A 17041-nucleotide genomic window follows, 5' to 3' on the forward strand; every position below is an offset into this window, starting at 1 on the left:
CGCTAACGCTCCTCTGCATTCTGATTCGGCAAAGGCTGAGTGACGGAGCGATAGACCCGTGCTGCCATCACCATGCCGTCATCAATAATGGGACCGAGTTTGAGATGACCTTTCTCGATGGAGGCAAAGAACAAGGTCATGCCCATAAACAGGACCAGTAAGGCCCCACCGGATTTCAGTAAATTCCACATGGTTCGCTATCAATAAGCATGAGTAAGGGGGTTAACTGTTATCGGCCGCTGTGATCGCGGCTCTAAAGTCACCGCTGGTCATCTGCTCCCAATAGGTAGCCAGTGATTGCCAACGATGGTCAGCGTTTTTCCGTTGCAATTTGGTTTCATTAAGAGCAGCCGCCAGCTCCTCTTGATAGGGCTTGCTTGGATCAGCCAGCTCGGTCCGTGACTTGATCTGACCACTCTCTATCGCTTCGATAATTTCCGGACAGGCTTTCCATACCTTCAGCAACCAATCCAGGCCCGGTTCCACCACTTGAACAATCTCGTGCTCTTTAAAATGGGGAATCAACTGACAGCGTATTTCCTCTTGCGTGAAGTACAGCATCGGATGCAACTGATCATTATCCATGGCCGTCACCTCGTCCACCTCTGCCAGGGTCTGTTGAAAGAGTTGCTTTTGCTCTTGCTCCAATCCAAGAACTTGCTGCAGCCTTTTCGATCGCGCCAGTTTTGGAAAGACCAGCCACGGGAACGAGCTTAGATATTCAATGGGGAGACCGGTTTCTTTAGCACCTATCCGCTGAATGCCCGTCACCAACATGACACCACGCTTCCCAGCTCGGTTATAGGCCACCTTCAACTCTTTGAGGAAGGTGATGTAATACTCCTCCTCTTCAGGCATGCCAGGGAAACTGCGGATATTATTCAGCTCATCAAAAAATATTAGGAGCGGTGTTGTTGCCCCCTTGCTTTTGAGTCGCTTTTGCAGCGTCTGTCGTATGGCATTGAGCCCAGCTAGGTCCTCAAAAATATGTGTGCCTAACTTCAAATGCTCCGGCCAGGGTGTTCCATTGGGGTCGGACTGATTGAAGCTGTATTCGGGGTCGAAGATCAGCACCTCGCCCTCTGGATTGAGAATGGTGAACTGTTCCACCAGTCGTTGCGACACCCGTGTCTTACCTTCACCGGGAAGACCGGCCACAATCAGCGGATCAAACCGTTTGCTTGCTGGGTCCATGGTGACGAGCCCATTGAAAAAGAGTGGGTCTTCACTCATTCGGGTGTACTGCTCTTGCAACTTGCCCAAGACCGGCACTTGTGCGGCGATTGCCGATACCACCCGACGGCTTTGATTCTCAACTGTTGTCGGGTTAAACAGCTCAGTGATGCTATCGAACACTTCATTAGAGTAAGCGTTCACTGCTTGGTCAGGACGGATGCCTTTCTTTGCTGCACTGACAACACCCATGGTGGTTAAGGCTGCCCCCGCAACATACGCAGGCCAGGACCGCAGCATCAGACTGCCACCAATGCCCAGTAGGATAAGACTCCCTGCTGTGAGCGCTCGCCTATCTTTGGCCGCATTGCCAGAACTAGCAGGATAAGTTGACATCATAGATCGCAACCTCCTGTCGTGATTGATTGGATTGATCAGCGGCGTGCCACTGCACGGCAACTGCAACGGCTTGGCGTTCAGCTGCGAGCGTGGTCAGTGTATCGAAATGGTCAGGGTTGCCCTGGAAAGTGCCAGCCTTCGCCGCCAATATGGCTAACTCCCCCCGCACCGCTTCATCGCGGGTTTTTAGAAATATACCGGTATCGTTTTGTTTTGCCCCCGCCCGGAGCAGGTATGCGGCCCTGGCATCGATATAGGTTAGGTACTGCTTCAACGCCGCGTGACAGATAGAACCTGCTGCTGGATTGACATCCGTTGGATACACCGTGGGGCTATCGACGGGAATATCGGCCATGCTGTCCGTTTCTGTCCTGGCTGATGGGGACTCCTCAGCCAGAGCTGCACCGGTCGTCGTCTCAGGGCGCTCAGCCGCCCCCTGCCCTGTCGCTTTTGTGGGTTTGGATGCAGGCCCATTGGGAAGGAGCACATCGATCATCATCCCCAAGCCACTGACCAAAAATAGAGCGCAGATAAAGATACCAAACGGTTTAAGGGGTTTCATGTCGATGTGCTCCCCTGCTCCAGATCCAGAATCCGCTGATAGCGTTCCAGTACTAACTGCCACACCATAAATTGAGGGTCTTCTGTCTTATCTTGTTGCAACAAACGCGCCTGCTCTTCCTTGGCGAGTTCAATCGCCAATTCTGTACGGCTTGGTAACTCAGGCAAAACCACTGGTTTTTGATTGGGCAAAAGCAGTGTCGTCCCAATATAGAAAAGCAGTGCGGTGACGGAGCCGAAAAACAGCATCAGATGATAGGCTGCTTCGCCCCAATGGAGCACACCGGACATGAAGAATGAGTAGATATTAAAGCCAACAAAAGCGGTCACAACCGGCAGCCAAATCCGAAAGCCTAACCGACGAAACCGGATCAGAAAAAGCCAACCAGTACCGACCAATAAACCGGCATTGATGACATCGCCAGCCGTGCCATGTTGCAGAGAATGACTAACAGTAACCGCTAAAACTGTAGCGCTAAAAATATGCTTCCAAGACCGCCACCAGGGCACGCGCTGCGACAGCGCTTGGGTCTGATCAGGGTGCGCTTGGGGGGTGTCTGACGGCGCTTCTGAGGCTGAAAAGCTTGAGCGCTCCGTAGGCGCGGCGCTTTTTTGCGTGTTAGTCGAGAGAGCGGAATCAGACAGAGGGATATTGCTGGTCATCATCAATACCTCTAACGAGATGTTCAGAACAAAACCGAGCGTGAGAGAGAAAAACAGCTGGGTAAACCTGTATTAATTACTGATTTTGGGACTGCTGTTCGGACGATTCAGGTATGAATTGAAGGGGAGAAATCTTTGCTAATTGCGAAGAGGGTTGAGGCACATCTGGTGCCTGTAAGATTGCCGCAAGTTGTGGAGTATTGAGAAGGTTTTCAGACACCACTGGTGCGGTTAATGTCACAAACAAATTATCAGAAACCGGTGACGATAATAACGGCTGAAACTCTTGACTGACCATGGGCTAGGTTGGGTCTTGAGAGACATCGCTCTTGAACCAGAGAATCATTCAATCCCTATGCCGGGGGCATCAATGCTGCTGGAATACGCACAGATGCAGGATTTGTCTGATCAGAGGGGTGGCAGTTCGGACAAGGTTAAGACAGGTTGTTCAGGTGTGATGTGCACTGGAATGGTTTTTTGCGGTTTGGACTGCCCTGCCCGCTGTTGTCTGCCTTGAGTTTCGGGGGCATCCAGCTTGCCCAGCAGGCGCAGCTGCACATAGGCACTGAAGCTGATGCCCAACTCACTAGACCCGTCCACCACGGCATCAGCGACAGAGCCACTGAGGTTGACGCGAATCTGATCCCCCGGTTCACGGTCTTTCTGTGCTCCTTTAGCCATTAATCAGTAACCCCCTAAGACTGACGGTTTGTGGATCTTCCAAACTCAGATACCGGGGGTTTTCTTCAATGAGGGTGTTTGCCAATGGAGCGGAACCACCCACCACCACGATTTGACCATAGCGACCCTCAAACGCTGACCAGCGCGAGCGGATCTCCCCCCGAATGTCCGCTAGCCACTCAGGTAAGCAGTGGTCAAAGATACTCTTAAATTCCCGGCCTGACGGCACCTGGAAACTACCGTTCTCGATCGCATCCATAATTTCGGGAATGCATCTGGGACCCGCCATATAGGATTGAATCTTCTCAGCCAGAGCAAACGTCCCCGATAGGATCAATTGGCTTTGCCGCATGGGTGCTCCCGTAGGTGAAAACAAGCGCGCAATGCCCGTTCCGCCGCCTAAGTCCAGCACACCATTCATGGCGGCAGGATAGTGCCATTTCTGCTCATTGGTTGCGACCAACCAGGCTGGCTGCCCTTCATCATGAACAGCAACCTGGCTCACCACTAAACGAATCTCTTGGCCGTCCACTGTGGCGCTGTGCGCGCCCTCTAGGGCTTTTAGTGCCGTCACCTGGTCCGGTTGCTGGGTGTCTGGCGTTACGGTGCGCAGTAACTCGATATGGACATCTCCAAACAGGCCCAATTCTGCGAGTGCCGCAAATAGGAACACTTTGGCATGCACCCATTTATGGCCGTCTGCCCCCTGGAAAGTTGGTCGTGCGCCATATGAGACAGCATCGGCACCAACGACAGTACGGATAGCGCCGATCTCTACTAAATGACTTTGTGCAGATAACTGGTGCGGGGAAACTTCTTGGAAAGCTGGTATCACAGCGCGATAGCTGGCCAGCTTTTTCATGTGATCGCCGTAGCCGAATTTTGGAAAACGATTGCCCAAATCAAAGCCGAATACAGACATTGTTTTGAGTGCACTGTTTCGGGGTGATTTTGACTTCGAAGGTTTGGATTGGGTTGACACAGTCGTCGCTGACATCAAACAGACCTCAGAAAACTAGTTTGGTCTCTCTAGGAATGAGTGTAGCATAACGTAAGCAATTGCTTACGTATCTCTTTTTTATTGATTAGCAATACTTTACGAATTTCTGAACGTTGCAGTTCGTAAGCAATTGGCATACTTTTAGTAAGACGTTCATATCGTCCAGCCGTGAGCAAACGAGTGATGATTACCCTGCCCGACGGGATTGCCGATGCGCTGGAACGATGGGCAATATCAGAAGGAAATAAATCCAGCACTCTCGCCGGATTTATTGTTGAAACTCAAGTGCGTAATGCCTTGGCGAATGGCATCATTCCAGAACCAGGCAATGCCCAATCAAAAGATGCAAAGAAATGACCGACCGTCTTGATCGTATTGAAGTCATGCTTGAGCAGTTGGTGATGGCTCAGACGCGGACCCAACAGCAGTTGGACAGCACCAATCGGGCTGTCGCCGCCCTTGGCGAGCAAGTCACGGGCATGTCTAGCCGACTTGATCAATCGTTCGAGAATTTTACCGGGGCTATCAACGAAGGATTTGCTGTGCAGGACGAGCGTCAACGCACCACGCAGCAACAGATTGAAGTGCTGATCGGCGAAAGCCAGCAAAATATCAGACAGCATCGAGACTTCATGCAACGTTTCGATGCTATCACCGAAACCCTACAGTCCCTCCTCACCCAAGTACTCACCCGCCTCAATCAATTATGGGACCGAGCGTCGTAGCGCTAGATTTTTGAAGTAAAACAAAGCTTTTTTTAAAGCTGCCTGAATGGCAGGTTCTTTTGTGACTCAATGGAAATGACTATTTCCCTGGGACAAACGCCTATGTCACTCGTTGAATATCTCTATGTCGATCACCGGCGGCTCGATTCGTATGTCGAGCAGTTTATGTCCCTGCAAACCTTTGATAAGGTGCCAGTTTGGAAAGCTGGTATGGGTTTAACCGGGCTACGTGTGGAAGGCACCCAGCAACAGCAGGCACGTCCCTTGACGACCCATGAAAAAGTGATGGCACTGAATGACTACCTAACCAAAGGTAACCATGTGAGTTATGGCCGTTGGCATGGAAAAGCTGAAAAGCCGCCGACGTTCATTATTGAAGAGTGCAAGGCAACGAAAATCTTTATTCCAGCGAAGGACACATCGATAGGCACTTTTACTGGGATGACGATATGGTTTTCAGAATCTGGAGATAAGGATGCGGGTTCAAATCTTATCCTGCTTGAGGACTTACTAGAATATGATCAGGAAAACAGCAAGCCATTCTACAGCAGGCAAAGCAGTTACACATGGTTACTGTTTTTGCTGGATCAAGTTTCTAAAGATATTCGAGCGTCGTTAGGCTTGGAAAATTTAAATCGTAGGATACATCAGTATCGTCGCCTACACCGATCTTTATTACAAGGCAATTTAGCTTTCTTACGTCAGTTCGGTTGTGATCTTGCTCAGAGCCGAGAAATTTGCACTCTATACCGCATAAGGGACTTTTGTGTTGATGTCAAAGATTATTCTAATAATTCCTACGATATAAGACCTTACATTGCTGGATACCCCATTTATATTGCAGAGGCAGGAGAATCCGCTTTAGCAATAAGACCTGATGATTAATAAATATCGACCCCCTGCTCTTTAAGAATCACTAGGTTTTTCCTGTTTTCAATCGCCTAACAGTTTTTCTATGGCATCTAAGTGCTGCCTAAGTTCCTTGCGTTTAGCACTGTCATTCCATATCGGTGATTTTTTGGCCCGTCGATAAATCGTCCCCATGCGATCAATGGCTTTAGACACTTCAGATGCCCCATCATCTTTCGTGTTTAACGCTCTAATTCTCTGCTGAATTTCTCGACGGGTTAGTTTTTTTTCATCTGCTTCTTCGAGTAGAGCTTTGCGCTCAGTTTCATCTTCTACCCGTGAAATTAGGCGGCCTGTAGAATACGCAATGTCTCCTTTTGAAATGGCTGTATATATGTCTTCAGGAAGATCTAGTAGAGGCAATCTGTTGGTTCTGAAGCTATTGGGTGTGAACCGCCCAATAACGTCAAAGAGCGCCTTAATGGTCTCCCATTCATCAAAATTGGGTTCAATTTTTTTCCTGCTTGCAACAGCGATTGAATTGAAATGGTTGAGAACAACCTCCCTTTCCTGTTCCAATTTTCTGCAAAGTAAACCCAAGATAGCTTGGGTTTCTTCAACAGGGTTCAGATCGTCTCTTTGCAAATTCTCCATGATGGCAGCTTCAAATGCCTCATCATCCGAGAAGTTTCGTACGACACAGGGAACCTCATCAAGTTCCAGTGCTGTTGCCGCTTTATACCGTCGTTCCCCAGCAACGATTTCATACCCCCCACCCTCTTTCGGGCGAACAACAAGAGGTTCTAAAATCCCTTTCTCTTTTATCGAAGCTTCCAATTGAACCATTTTTTCAGGCGCAAAATATGACCTTGGCTGTTTATTTGCAGGATTCAGTTGCTTTAACTTGATCCATTGTGCAGCTGCTTCCTCATCAGGAAGAGGATTGCTCACCATAGGGGTCACAATCTTCATTTTGTATGGTCCAGGTTGAGGTTTTTTCTTTGCGGCCATTACAAAGTATCCATTTTTACGGCAATTTCTTTTAGAACACTGACAGCAGGGCTTTGTGGAGCGTAGAGTGCCAAAGGCATTTGAGCCTGAGATGCATTGGCAAAGTCTGTTTTTCGGGGAATTGTCGGCATAATTGGCCCGACTTGCTCAGCAATAGCTTTTATGGACTCCAGGCTTTGATTGGCTTGGGTTGTACGACCATCAAACATGGTGGGTACCATACCAGCAATTTTCAGCTTTTTGTTAGCCACCTGCATAATTTCCAGAATGGTTCTAACCAATAATTCAGTCCCTTTCAGAGCCTTGAATTCTGTTTGAATCGGAATCATCACATGGGTTGCTGTTACCAAGCTCATGACACTCAATATGCCAAGACTAGGGGGGCAATCTATCAAGATAAAGTCATAGCTTTCAGATGCTGAGGCGAGTGCATTTTTGAGACGTTGCTCCCGCATCAGCGCAGCTGCCAGTTCCATTTCTGCACGACAAAGTTCAATGCTGGAAGGCGCTAAATCCATGCCATGCAAATCTTGATAAAGCATTAACTCGTTTTGGTGAACCACGGCATCATAAATTGTCGTCTCTAAATCCATCGGTTCAAGACCCATAAAGGCGGTTAAAGATCCCTGTGGGTCCATATCAACTAAAAGGACTTTTCTACCTAAATCAGCTAATTGATAGCCGATATTCATCGTTAGTGTCGTTTTGCCAACCCCACCAGATTGATTAAAAAAAGCGATGATGCGACTCATAAAAATCTTTGCAAGGTATGGGTTGTGAAACAAATGGAGTGTGAATACCGGTATTCACAGGACACATGATATATCGATGATCATCAGTTTCTACAAGTAAGGTTTGGTTTTTGTGAATACTGGTATTCACGGGGCTTGTAAGCCTCGATTTGTTTGCTATGGTTCACTATCGGAATATCGCGGACATTCAGGGTGACACAAGCTCCTCAGCAAATAGATCTTTTTCTATCAGATATAGCTAGGGCACCGCTCAAGAATGACCGTGTTCTGATGGAGTTTCCTTTCTTCTCGATTCAGAAATCACCTCGGCATGAACCGATGGTGTTTATCAACGGCGATACGCAAATCCGAATTGAGCCAGGCCCGAAAGGCATAGCGACCGTCTGGGATAAAGACATTCTGATTTACCTGCAAACTATCATTAATGACCGGATTGAAAAAGGACTCACTGTTCAGAGAATGATTCGGTTTTCTGCTTATGATTGTCTTAAGGTGACGGGCAGGGGGACCGGCAAGCATTCCTATGACTTGTTTATAAACGCCCTGGATCGCTTGCGCAGTACTAACATTGTCACAAACATTACATCAGGCAATCAGCGTGAGCGTGGTGGGTTCGGCTGGATAGAGTCATGGCGCATCATTGAAGAGGAAAAATCCGATGGGCGCTTCATTATGAAAGCGGTTGAAGTCACCCTCAACGATTGGATGTTTCGTGCGCTGGTAAATGACAGACGAGTCCTATCGATCAATGAGGATTATTTTTCTATAAAAGGGGGGCTAGAACGGCGGTTGTACGAGCTGGCACGCAAACACTGCGGCCGTCAGAGCAGATGGACGATCAGCCTTGAAAAACTAGCAGAAAAATGTGGCACCACCCGAGAAGCACGCAAGCTTAAAGCTGACATTCTCGCCATGCAAAAAAAGCAGCCGCTGCCTGACTACACCATAAAAATCGATGAGGGCAGGCGAAGGGGGCAAAAAATCAGCGCCCAAACAGTGATCTTTGCACCGCTTACACCTGTAAAAACGGTATACAAACGTGCCAACCTTAATATTTCTGAGGCAACTTATTCAGAAGCAGTGCGCCTCTATCCTGGTTACGACATCGAATTTATCTGTAATGCCTGGAAAGAGTGGGCAAAAAACAAACAACACCCTCAAAAACCTGATCAAGCCTTCCTCGCTTTTTGCAAAAAATATGCGTCCGATAATCCAATTCTGGCCTGTGGATAAGTGCACCTCACCATCGGAATATCGCGGACATTACTATCGGAATATCGCGGACAATCACTATCGGAATATCACGGACAAACTATCGGAATATCACGGACAATCACTATCGGAATATCACGGACAAACTATCGGAATATCGCGGACATAAAACCGCAATTTCCTTTTATAAAACAGTTATTTCTAAGAGGCGTAACTGTTTAACAAATACACTCTGTAACTTTACTAACAAATAATTAATTAACAAATAACTAACGTCTAACGGTTGTGGATAAGTCGGCTAAGACACGAATAGGCTGGCAATAAAAGGTATGCTCCTGAGGTGGAAATAAAGCCCTACACAGCAACCATCCACCCAGCATCAGAATTGCTTTCAATAAAAATCGATTTTAAGCGCCATAGAGCATCATCCATATGCTTTCACGTAGGGTAGTACCCAAGACATCCATTCCGAGTATGTCTCGGTGATGATATGGGCAATGAGCGGCATTGTAGTTCTAGAAGTAGGTCCAGTTTCCCACAAACTGATTTTTACCAAGGCGGTGCTTCAAGGGCGACGATGAACCAATTCAAACCATGATGGTTTTACATGGGACAAAACGGGCTGCGACTACTCCATCACCAGAGATACCAAATCCTCACCATCAATGATCGTGATATTCCCTGCTAGCTCCTCGACAAACCTACTGTCCGTACAGGTGAATCCCGTATGGATGAAAACACCCCCCTGGGCTTTTTCGCGATGCACAACGCTGGCGAGTGCAATGACATGTTCAGGGTCAATTTCTCCGCGATACCGCTTGGCTTGGATCAGAAATTTTTCGCCAGTTGGTAAGAAAAAAGTCCCGTCAATGCCCCCATCATGGGTAAAACAGCTGCGCATTATGCGCCAACCATGGTCATCTATCGTAGTCAGTAAGACTGCCTCATAAACGAAGGGACATATCACCCTTAGTACCTCAAGGATGGACGGGGTTTTCTCGGCTAGAGTCAGGTGCGCATAGTCCTTGCGAATCCGCTGCAAGATGATGCGAGCATTCTTCATCGCCTGTTTCTGTGTCGGCACTTGGAAAACTCGGCCATCCACAGGCCGTTTGAGTCGCTTGGGTTTATACTTCCACACCCAGGATGGAATTTGAAAAGCTTGATCAGCAACAGCCGTCATCGATGAGCATTCCCCCTGCACATTTCGTCTGCCAAGATGCCGTTCTGAGCGCACCCCGTCAAGCTGGGGTCCTTAGCCTCATAGTCGCCATTTGAGCCGCGTCAGCACTACCCTTTGGCCTTTTCAGAATCTCCCCTAGCCAAAATCCCCTCGATACGTGCTCACGGCCTTCTATTGCCGTTTTGACGCGTAGGGTAGGCGGGTGTCGTCTCTTGTTGCCAGCTCCCTGCTCTGCAGCATGGCCTAATGTAGTTGGCTAGGCGAATCACCTCATGATGAGGTATGCGCGTGAAGTTCGATAAAAATACTCTTTCAAAACCTGGCTAGAATAGAAGAGTGGGGGCGTGAATTAGCTCTACAACACAAAAGCCCAGACCCCTTGGCCCAGGCTTTTGCAATGCGTGTCTAATTGTTGTCAGATAATTTAAGTCCTCACTTTTTCACCTCCGTTTGCGCTGGTGGTTCCAGTTGACCAGGCTCCCTGAAGTTGGGTGACAACACAATGCCTGAGCCAGTGAGTAACGCTAAGCCGATAGGAATCAACCAGGGATTTAACCCACTGATCAAATCCTTAGTCAATTCCCGAGAAACCTCTATGGATGCTCGAATAATAAGCCCTGAATCAGGCTTCTGAGGTGGTTTTTCCAAAGACATATTACGCTTCGTTAGGATACAAAACCTACTACCCAGCGAAGGCAAAATTCACACTAATGGCGAGCTGTGACTCTTCAGTTCAAACAGTTGATACGACTTTTCGTGTACCGATTTTGAACCAAGACCTTAAGACAGCCTTCCCATACCGACAGTGCCGATACGATAAAGAGCAAAGACCAAACCACTAAACGTGGATGCCTTACTAGGTATGATTCAAAATCGAGTACAAAAGCAAGAGTGGTTGCTAATGAAAAATCTTTTGACTCAAATTTTGATTGAAGAGATGAAAAACCACTCCCAAGTAGCTAAGATTGTGATAGTTCATTAATTCTAGCAATCTTTTTTGAAAATAGCAGGACTCTAGCAATGTATCAGGTGTGACTATTTCTAGAGTCGGTCTACCTTTCACAACAATCAATATCTACGAATTTAGGGCATTCTAGCTATTGCGCTACCTGGCACCGCACTCTTAATAAGCTACCCCGCGTGGAAATTTAGGAACCGTAGCCAGAAAATCAGCAAAGGCCCTTTCCCAAACCCCGAAAATCAGCACGGTTCCAATGGTGAAAATTCCAACACACACCGTTTCTTGCCAGCTTCGGGTTTTGAACAGATTGAAACTGTAATTACCCTTACGCGGCCACAACAGCGGCACCCCGGAAGGGGTCAAACTGTCGCCCAGAATATGGGACAAATAGCCAATAATCAGCGGCGTTATCAGCCATGCCAGATGTTGATAGGCGGGCAGGGTAGTGACGGCCACTAACAGCCAAAGCAGCACCACAACCGCCAATAGAGAATGCGTTACCCCTCTATGTCCACAGAGTGAAGAGATAGGGACACTCACCAGCAACATGCGCCGCCCAAGCGCGCTCTCAGGGTGATCTAAATCCGGCATCATTCCCCCGATCGCAGCGGTCATCGTCCCCTGAACCTCGATCGGTAAATTGGTCATAGTTGCGTACAGCCACCAACAGCTCATGGCAAACGGGACGTGATTTTGCGCCATCATTGGATTTGTCTTACCTTCGATTAAAGGTTGAAGTGTTGGGCAACAGATTGATCACTCGCCTCAGGTAACACATGTGGATGCGGGAGAGGGATATTTTCTTCCCTGTCTTCCTGGTCATTTGCCACATCATGTACCGGCACATCTGTATGAATCACAGCAGGTGGACTGACTGTCGCTTCAATTAGAGATGTTGGCAACGTCGTGGTGATTGTTTTTGCCGTACCAGTATCAGACGCTTCCACGGTGATTGTGGCTGCTTTTTTCTTCCGCCGTGCTCGTTTCGGTTTCTTCGCTAATTTAGGCAGGTCAAACACCTCTCTGTCGCGATCTGTCACCAGACTAATGTTCAATATGTGAATCAGTTCTTCGAAAGTTTGACACGGGGCTTTTCCCTCTTCCAGCGCGCGCAGCAAGTATCCACCGACGATATATTTACGGCGGTTTTCGCGGGTGCGGTCAGATTTTGCAATCAGTTTCTCAATTTCTTTGGCGCGCTTGGCGGCCTGCTCGGCTTTTTGCAAAGCCTTCTGTTTTTGTTGTTCTAATATCTGTCTTCGTGTCGCCACGGTTGTATCCCTCCACCCGCAGTTTCCAGCCATGATAGCTAAAATTAGTAATAATGTACTGGTCAGGGTGGCGACATTTGCGCAGGTTGTACAGTCGGTATCTTTGCAACACCCCCGCGCCGTCTGCTCCTCAACAGTCCTGAAAGTGAGAGAAATGGGTTGGCCGGAGCAGACAAAGGGCGCAACTATACATTACCGGGCGGTAATGGTTGCGTCGGGGGCAAACCCCCTGATCCCCCTGGCGGCGTTCCTGAGTGACACCAATGGCACTTTACTATCTCGACTTTAAGGTCATCTCTCGTAGTAAGTCTGCGACGACCATCACAGCGAAAGCCGCCTATCGGTCCGGTGAAAAAATCCACGACACAACCAATGGTGAAACCTACGATTACACGCGCAAAAAAGGCGTTTATGGTTGTGAGATTTTAACCCCGGACACCGCGCCAGGTTGGGCCAGCAATCGATCGGAATTGTGGAACGCTGTTGAGCGAAAAGAGGATCAAAGCACGCGACGCAATACCGCTCAATTGGCGCGTGAAATGCTGCTCGCTTTGCCAACAGAATTGGACCACGATCAAAAACAAACGTTGGTGCGTGAGTATGTGCAAACCCACTTTGTCAAACGTGGCATGATTGCTGATATTGCCTATCATGATTTCGATTCTCATAATCCGCATGCCCATGTGTTGCTCACCATGCGAGAGATCACCGCAGACGGCTTTGGCACTAAAAACCGCACCTGGAATAACAAAAAGTTGATCAGCGAATGGCGGGAGGAGTGGGCTAACCACGTCAATCGTGATCTAGAGCAGGCTGGCTACTCTGAACGCGTCGATCATCGCAGCCTGAAGGAACAGGGAATTGACCGAGTGCCCCAGATACACTTGGGGCCGGTCGTCTGTGAGATGGAGCGTAATGGAGTGCGCACCGATGTGGGCGATACCTACCGAGCGATTGCCAATGAAAATCGGCGACGGGCACAACGTAATACCGTGGTCCAGCAACAGCATGCATCAGCTGAGTTGATCCTCAGCACTCAAGCAGATGGGGACACGCAACAAGCATCCGATGAACGCTCACTGATCGAACAGTGGCAGCAGTACAAGGAGCTAGAGCCGGAACGAGATAAGCCCCAAGAGACCTCTGTATGGGAGGAGATAAAATCTTGGGGCGTGACCGACAGAACCATCGACGTATTGAAGACCTACACTGGCCACCAAGCAACCCAGGAACGAGATCGCCGCCTTGACATAGCGATGCGATCAACCGTTCCCCCTGATACCTCTGCAACGGTTGAGCAGCTCTACTGCACTGGCCTCAAGCAACGCCTCTCAGACAAGGGCAGGGGGTATTACCGAGTTGCCGACAGGTGGTTGTTGACAGAACGTTTGGCAAGACGCGGCGTTAGTAAAAATCAGGCACGGCGCATTCTCGCCGAATCAAGTCCAGAGATAATGGAGCAGCACCCAAACCAACGGGTGATGTTTATTCGCCGTCTTGTAGACAAGGTTTACAACCGAGAGACTCAGCGACAACAGAGTGAAGCCATTCTCAACCGGCAAAGCCAAGCCGCAGCACAGCTAGAAACCAGCACCACGGCCCAGGCCCCACCAGTAAAGCCCGGCCAAGGTGCCGCTTTTGGGAAATATTCCACCTTTGAAGTCCGTCATACCCTTGGCCAAGAGTACACACCGCCATATCGCCCGTTCTACGACCCTGCCAATGAAAATTTGGTCTTAGACAACCCTAACCACACTGAAACTAATATTGCTGAACTGGATGCCGATTTAGTCGCGGCCATTAAGCAAGCGGCTCGACAATCCCCTAACAGTCGCCTGCGAATTAACCAGGCTCACCGAATACGACAGAAAACCGATGCTGAAACAGAACAACAGGCTGGAAGTCATGCTATGGCTAAGCGGGAATATGCCAAGGAATTGAGCCGTCAGGCTGAGGCATACGGCGAAACAGCGGTGCTCAAGCCTGAGACTGACGTGGACATTACGGCAAAGCTCAGAATTGCAGGCTTTAGCTTCAATGCCATCAACAGAGCTGTGATCGAACGCAGTCCCATCGCTGCCTCTCTTCCTTCCACCGAGCATCAATCGAAGTATCTGGAACTGCTGGTGATGCCCACCTTGAGATCGTCCTATGTCAGGCAAGCCAAGGAAAAGAAACGACAGGAGCTACAACAACGAGGACAGGAGCATGAGTATCGACTGGATCGATTGGGACTCGCAACAGATGTCAGCAAAAACCGAGAACCACGTAAACAGCAACGCCGAGGACCAAGACGATAGCTAATTTCTTCCAAAGATTTAACTGGTCTACGTTTCGGCGATCAGGCGGTGGATAGAAGTAGCTTCGCTAGTCCTACCCTCTCTTGCTAAAGAACAGAGCAAAACGTCTGAAATTTAGTCGTAGTTTTTGTGTAAGTCAAATAATGGACCAGCGGGGGGTCGGGTAGGTCGGGAGCGTTACCACTCCCTTCCCCCCTCAGAACCGGACGTGCGACTTTCACCGCATCCGGCTCAAGCAATGCACGGATTAGGGGATTTGTGAGTAGTGCACCTGTTGGTGACAGAACTCGTGTAGCCATACAAGGTTCTTGACCTCGTTAGTTCCTCCTTCGCATTGAGGAATAATGTGATGGAGGTGAAGCGGTTCACTATTAAAGAGTGAGGCTCCACAGACAGGGCATTGAAAGTCCTGCTTTTTGGCCACTGTTCGGCGGATTTTCCCGAGTTTTTCTGCTTCAGTGGCTCCTTCCCGTCGATTGCGTTCCGCCCAGTAAGCTTGGAGAGCGGGATCATCGGGGGAGCTGCGTTTACGGACGAGTCGATGTCGTTCGATTTTGAACCAGGAAAACTTAAGCATATAGGCCCCTGTTTCCTTATCTCCAAAGACCCATTTGTTATTGGGTCTCTGAAGGTTGAAACGTCCCCAGTATCGATTGACTCGCCAAGTACTGTTTTTCCTTGGATGAGTCCGCTTGGCATGGCGAAACTGTCGTATAAAGAGATAGTGATCTAGGCTGCTAAAAGCTTCACTAGAGACCATCGACTTCATATAGTTGGCCTTGCCACGAATGATGGGGTTCATCGCCGCTATCAACGTCAACGTTGATTTGCCACGATGATTCAGGAAGACTTCCCTGATGTCGCGACGAGTGCGTTTCAGAAAGTCCTTGCTGGGTTTGATGAGCAGCTTGTATCCGGTTCTCGTCTTGCTGGTTTTGTAGTGTCTTACATTGAATCCCAAGAAATCAAAGCCTTCCGTGAGGTGGGCAATTCGAGTCTTTTCCTCAGAGAGTTCTAGACCGACTTCCTGGAGCCAGGATTGGGCTTCCTCCTTGGCCTTGATAGCATCAGGTTGGGATTCGCATAAGATGACAAAGTCGTCAGCATATCTCACCAGAATTCTCGGTCCTCTGCTTTCGCCACAGGAGTCGTATTTGACTCCCAGGGCTGCTTCCATCCCGTGTAACGCGATGTTAGCTAGCAGAGGGCTGATAATTCCACCTTGTGGGGTGCCTGTAGTCGGTTGATGGAACACATCTTGGTCCACATACCCTGCTTTCAGCCATTCCTTGATCAGTCGGCGACCGGGAAAATTCCCGATCTTAGACATCAAATAGTCTTGGCTTATGTTGTCAAAGCACCCTCGGATATCAGCATCGACCACCCATTTCTTTTTCCGATGCGGTGTTGTCGATACTTGTATCTTTTCCAACGCATCGTGGGGGCTTCTGCCTGGACGAAAGCCGTAGCTTGTGCCTTCAAACTGTGCTTCCCAGCAGGGTTCCAGCGCATTCTTGACCAGTGCCTGTAAGCAGCGATCTCGAATAGTTGGAATTCCTAAGGGACGTAGTTTGCCGTTGTTTTTGGGAATATAGATTCGCCTGACGGGTTTAGGTTGCCAGTCTGGGTGGTTGATCAGGTCGTCCACCAGTTTCCCTCGTTCTTTTGAGGTTTTCACCAGCACCCGGTCCACCCCTGCGGTCTTCTTTCCGGCGTTCTCTTGAGTCGCTCTGCGCACAGCCAGCAGCGTGTTGGAGTAACTCCGAAGCATCAGACGTTGGAGATTGCGGACCTTTCGCCAGTTTCCCTTTTCCGTTGCCTTAAAGATTCGTCGTCTCAGATTCCTCACCCGTCGTCGGACCTCACGCCAATTAACGCGATGCCAGTCGGTGGTGCTCTTGGTTACGTTTGCGCTCGCACGCATCCTAACTTTTCCCTTGAGTTCGGTTTCGTCACTCGGTCATCTTCTGCAAGCATCACCTGTCAAAGTCAGCTCCGTTTCCGGTTGGGTATTGCCCTATCCGTCCAGTTATCAAGGACTTGCCCTGTTTCCTGCTCCCTTTCGGGTGACGGCCTTCGCTTCTTTGACATCCTCTCCCCCCTTGGGTATTCGGCGTTCCTTGCGGTCTGCTTACCGAGGGAAACGACCTTTCTCCCTCGGACCCAGTGGGGGTTAGCCTGTTTTACACTGTCGAGATACAACATCGTTAGGTCTCAACTCTATTCCGGGAAGGTTACGGTAGCCCAGGAGTTGCCCATTAGAGCTGATCCCTTTTTGTCTCCCTTCGAATGGTAGGAAG

At 49.1% G+C, this 17041-nt stretch carries 20 protein-coding genes; 6 read left to right on the top strand and 14 right to left on the bottom strand.

Annotation, left to right across the window (positions count from 1 at the left end; all coding sequences use genetic code 11):
* Positions 1 to 2: 2 nt before the first annotated feature.
* From N836_RS49050 to N836_RS49080, 7 genes are all read right to left on the bottom strand, one after another.
* Positions 3 to 191, bottom strand: coding sequence for a hypothetical protein (locus N836_RS49050; protein ID WP_023072092.1), 189 nt, complete (start codon positions 189 to 191; stop codon positions 3 to 5).
* A gap of 31 nt (positions 192 to 222) precedes the next feature.
* Positions 223 to 1572 (bottom strand): type IV secretory system conjugative DNA transfer family protein, encoded by a 1350-nt coding sequence (locus tag N836_RS49055; protein WP_152532107.1) that lies wholly within the window; start codon positions 1570 to 1572, stop codon positions 223 to 225.
* Complete coding sequence (locus N836_RS49060; protein ID WP_023072094.1) at positions 1550 to 2134, bottom strand: hypothetical protein; 585 nt, start codon at positions 2132 to 2134, stop codon at positions 1550 to 1552. Before N836_RS49060 ends, N836_RS49055 begins: the two co-directional genes overlap by 23 nt.
* A complete protein-coding gene (locus N836_RS49065; protein WP_152532108.1) occupies positions 2131 to 2799 on the bottom strand; it encodes a hypothetical protein in 669 nt (222 codons plus the stop codon). The genes N836_RS49060 and N836_RS49065 overlap by 4 nt, the downstream gene beginning before the upstream one ends.
* A 73-nt stretch (positions 2800 to 2872) precedes the next feature.
* Positions 2873 to 3094 carry a hypothetical protein gene (locus N836_RS49070; protein ID WP_023072096.1) on the bottom strand — a complete coding sequence of 74 codons (222 nt, stop codon included), beginning with the start codon at positions 3092 to 3094 and terminating at the stop codon, positions 2873 to 2875.
* Positions 3095 to 3204: 110 nt separating this feature from the next.
* Positions 3205 to 3477 carry a hypothetical protein gene (locus N836_RS49075; protein ID WP_023072097.1) on the bottom strand — a complete coding sequence of 91 codons (273 nt, stop codon included), beginning with the start codon at positions 3475 to 3477 and terminating at the stop codon, positions 3205 to 3207.
* Entirely contained in the window at positions 3470 to 4399 is a 930-nt protein-coding gene (locus N836_RS49080) for a ParM/StbA family protein (protein ID WP_023072098.1), read from the bottom strand. Before N836_RS49080 ends, N836_RS49075 begins: the two co-directional genes overlap by 8 nt.
* Positions 4400 to 4645: 246 nt before the next feature.
* On the opposite strand from N836_RS49080, the gene N836_RS49085 reads away from it, so the two are divergent.
* The 3 genes from N836_RS49085 to N836_RS49095 all read left to right on the top strand — a co-directional run bounded on the left by N836_RS49085 (position 4646) and on the right by N836_RS49095 (position 6087).
* Positions 4646 to 4834, top strand: coding sequence for a ribbon-helix-helix domain-containing protein (locus tag N836_RS49085; RefSeq protein WP_031292359.1), 189 nt, complete (start codon positions 4646 to 4648; stop codon positions 4832 to 4834).
* 44 nt (positions 4835 to 4878) lie between these two features.
* Positions 4879 to 5202 carry a hypothetical protein gene (locus N836_RS49090; protein WP_152532109.1) on the top strand — a complete coding sequence of 108 codons (324 nt, stop codon included), beginning with the start codon at positions 4879 to 4881 and terminating at the stop codon, positions 5200 to 5202.
* Between the two features lie 102 nt (positions 5203 to 5304).
* Positions 5305 to 6087 (top strand): hypothetical protein, encoded by a 783-nt coding sequence (locus N836_RS49095; protein WP_161634956.1) that lies wholly within the window; start codon positions 5305 to 5307, stop codon positions 6085 to 6087.
* Between the two features lie 48 nt (positions 6088 to 6135).
* Here N836_RS49095 and N836_RS49100 read toward each other — a convergent pair whose 3' ends face one another.
* Both N836_RS49100 and N836_RS49105 read right to left on the bottom strand, forming a co-directional pair.
* Entirely contained in the window at positions 6136 to 7062 is a 927-nt protein-coding gene (locus N836_RS49100) for a ParB/RepB/Spo0J family partition protein (RefSeq protein WP_023072102.1), read from the bottom strand.
* Positions 7062 to 7847: a ParA family protein gene (locus N836_RS49105; protein WP_235071072.1), complete on the bottom strand. Its 786-nt coding sequence runs from the start codon at positions 7845 to 7847 to the stop codon at positions 7062 to 7064. Before N836_RS49105 ends, N836_RS49100 begins: the two co-directional genes overlap by 1 nt.
* Before the next feature lie 159 nt (positions 7848 to 8006).
* Between N836_RS49105 and N836_RS49110 the strand changes: the two genes are divergently transcribed.
* The gene (locus tag N836_RS49110) at positions 8007 to 9047 is read left to right on the top strand and encodes a replication initiator protein A (RefSeq protein ID WP_031292363.1); all 1041 of its coding nucleotides are present in this window, start codon (positions 8007 to 8009) and stop codon (positions 9045 to 9047) included.
* A gap of 607 nt (positions 9048 to 9654) precedes the next feature.
* Here N836_RS49110 and N836_RS73150 read toward each other — a convergent pair.
* The 4 genes from N836_RS73150 to N836_RS49125 all read right to left on the bottom strand — a co-directional run bounded on the left by N836_RS73150 (position 9655) and on the right by N836_RS49125 (position 12441).
* Entirely contained in the window at positions 9655 to 10209 is a 555-nt protein-coding gene (locus N836_RS73150; protein ID WP_023072105.1) for a restriction endonuclease, read from the bottom strand.
* 432 nt (positions 10210 to 10641) lie between these two features.
* The gene (locus N836_RS49115; protein WP_023072106.1) at positions 10642 to 10863 is read right to left on the bottom strand and encodes a hypothetical protein; all 222 of its coding nucleotides are present in this window, start codon (positions 10861 to 10863) and stop codon (positions 10642 to 10644) included.
* Positions 10864 to 11332: 469 nt separating this feature from the next.
* Entirely contained in the window at positions 11333 to 11875 is a 543-nt protein-coding gene (locus N836_RS49120) for a metal-dependent hydrolase (protein WP_031292369.1), read from the bottom strand.
* 20 nt (positions 11876 to 11895) lie between these two features.
* Positions 11896 to 12441 carry a hypothetical protein gene (locus N836_RS49125; RefSeq protein ID WP_152532110.1) on the bottom strand — a complete coding sequence of 182 codons (546 nt, stop codon included), beginning with the start codon at positions 12439 to 12441 and terminating at the stop codon, positions 11896 to 11898.
* A 263-nt stretch (positions 12442 to 12704) separates the two neighbouring features.
* On the opposite strand from N836_RS49125, the gene mobQ reads away from it, so the two are divergent.
* The gene (gene mobQ / locus N836_RS73155; RefSeq protein ID WP_023072110.1) at positions 12705 to 14741 is read left to right on the top strand and encodes a MobQ family relaxase; all 2037 of its coding nucleotides are present in this window, start codon (positions 12705 to 12707) and stop codon (positions 14739 to 14741) included.
* A 247-nt stretch (positions 14742 to 14988) separates the two neighbouring features.
* Here mobQ and ltrA read toward each other — a convergent pair whose 3' ends face one another.
* Entirely contained in the window at positions 14989 to 16665 is a 1677-nt protein-coding gene (gene ltrA, locus N836_RS49130; RefSeq protein ID WP_023072111.1) for a group II intron reverse transcriptase/maturase, read from the bottom strand.
* Positions 16666 to 16678: 13 nt separating this feature from the next.
* Between ltrA and N836_RS75735 the strand changes: the two genes are divergently transcribed.
* Positions 16679 to 16918 (top strand): hypothetical protein, encoded by a 240-nt coding sequence (locus N836_RS75735; RefSeq protein WP_152532111.1) that lies wholly within the window; start codon positions 16679 to 16681, stop codon positions 16916 to 16918.
* Positions 16919 to 17041: the final 123 nt, after the last annotated feature.

This window comes from Leptolyngbya sp. Heron Island J (assembly GCF_000482245.1).
GTDB lineage: Bacteria > Cyanobacteriota > Cyanobacteriia > Phormidesmidales > Phormidesmidaceae > Leptothoe.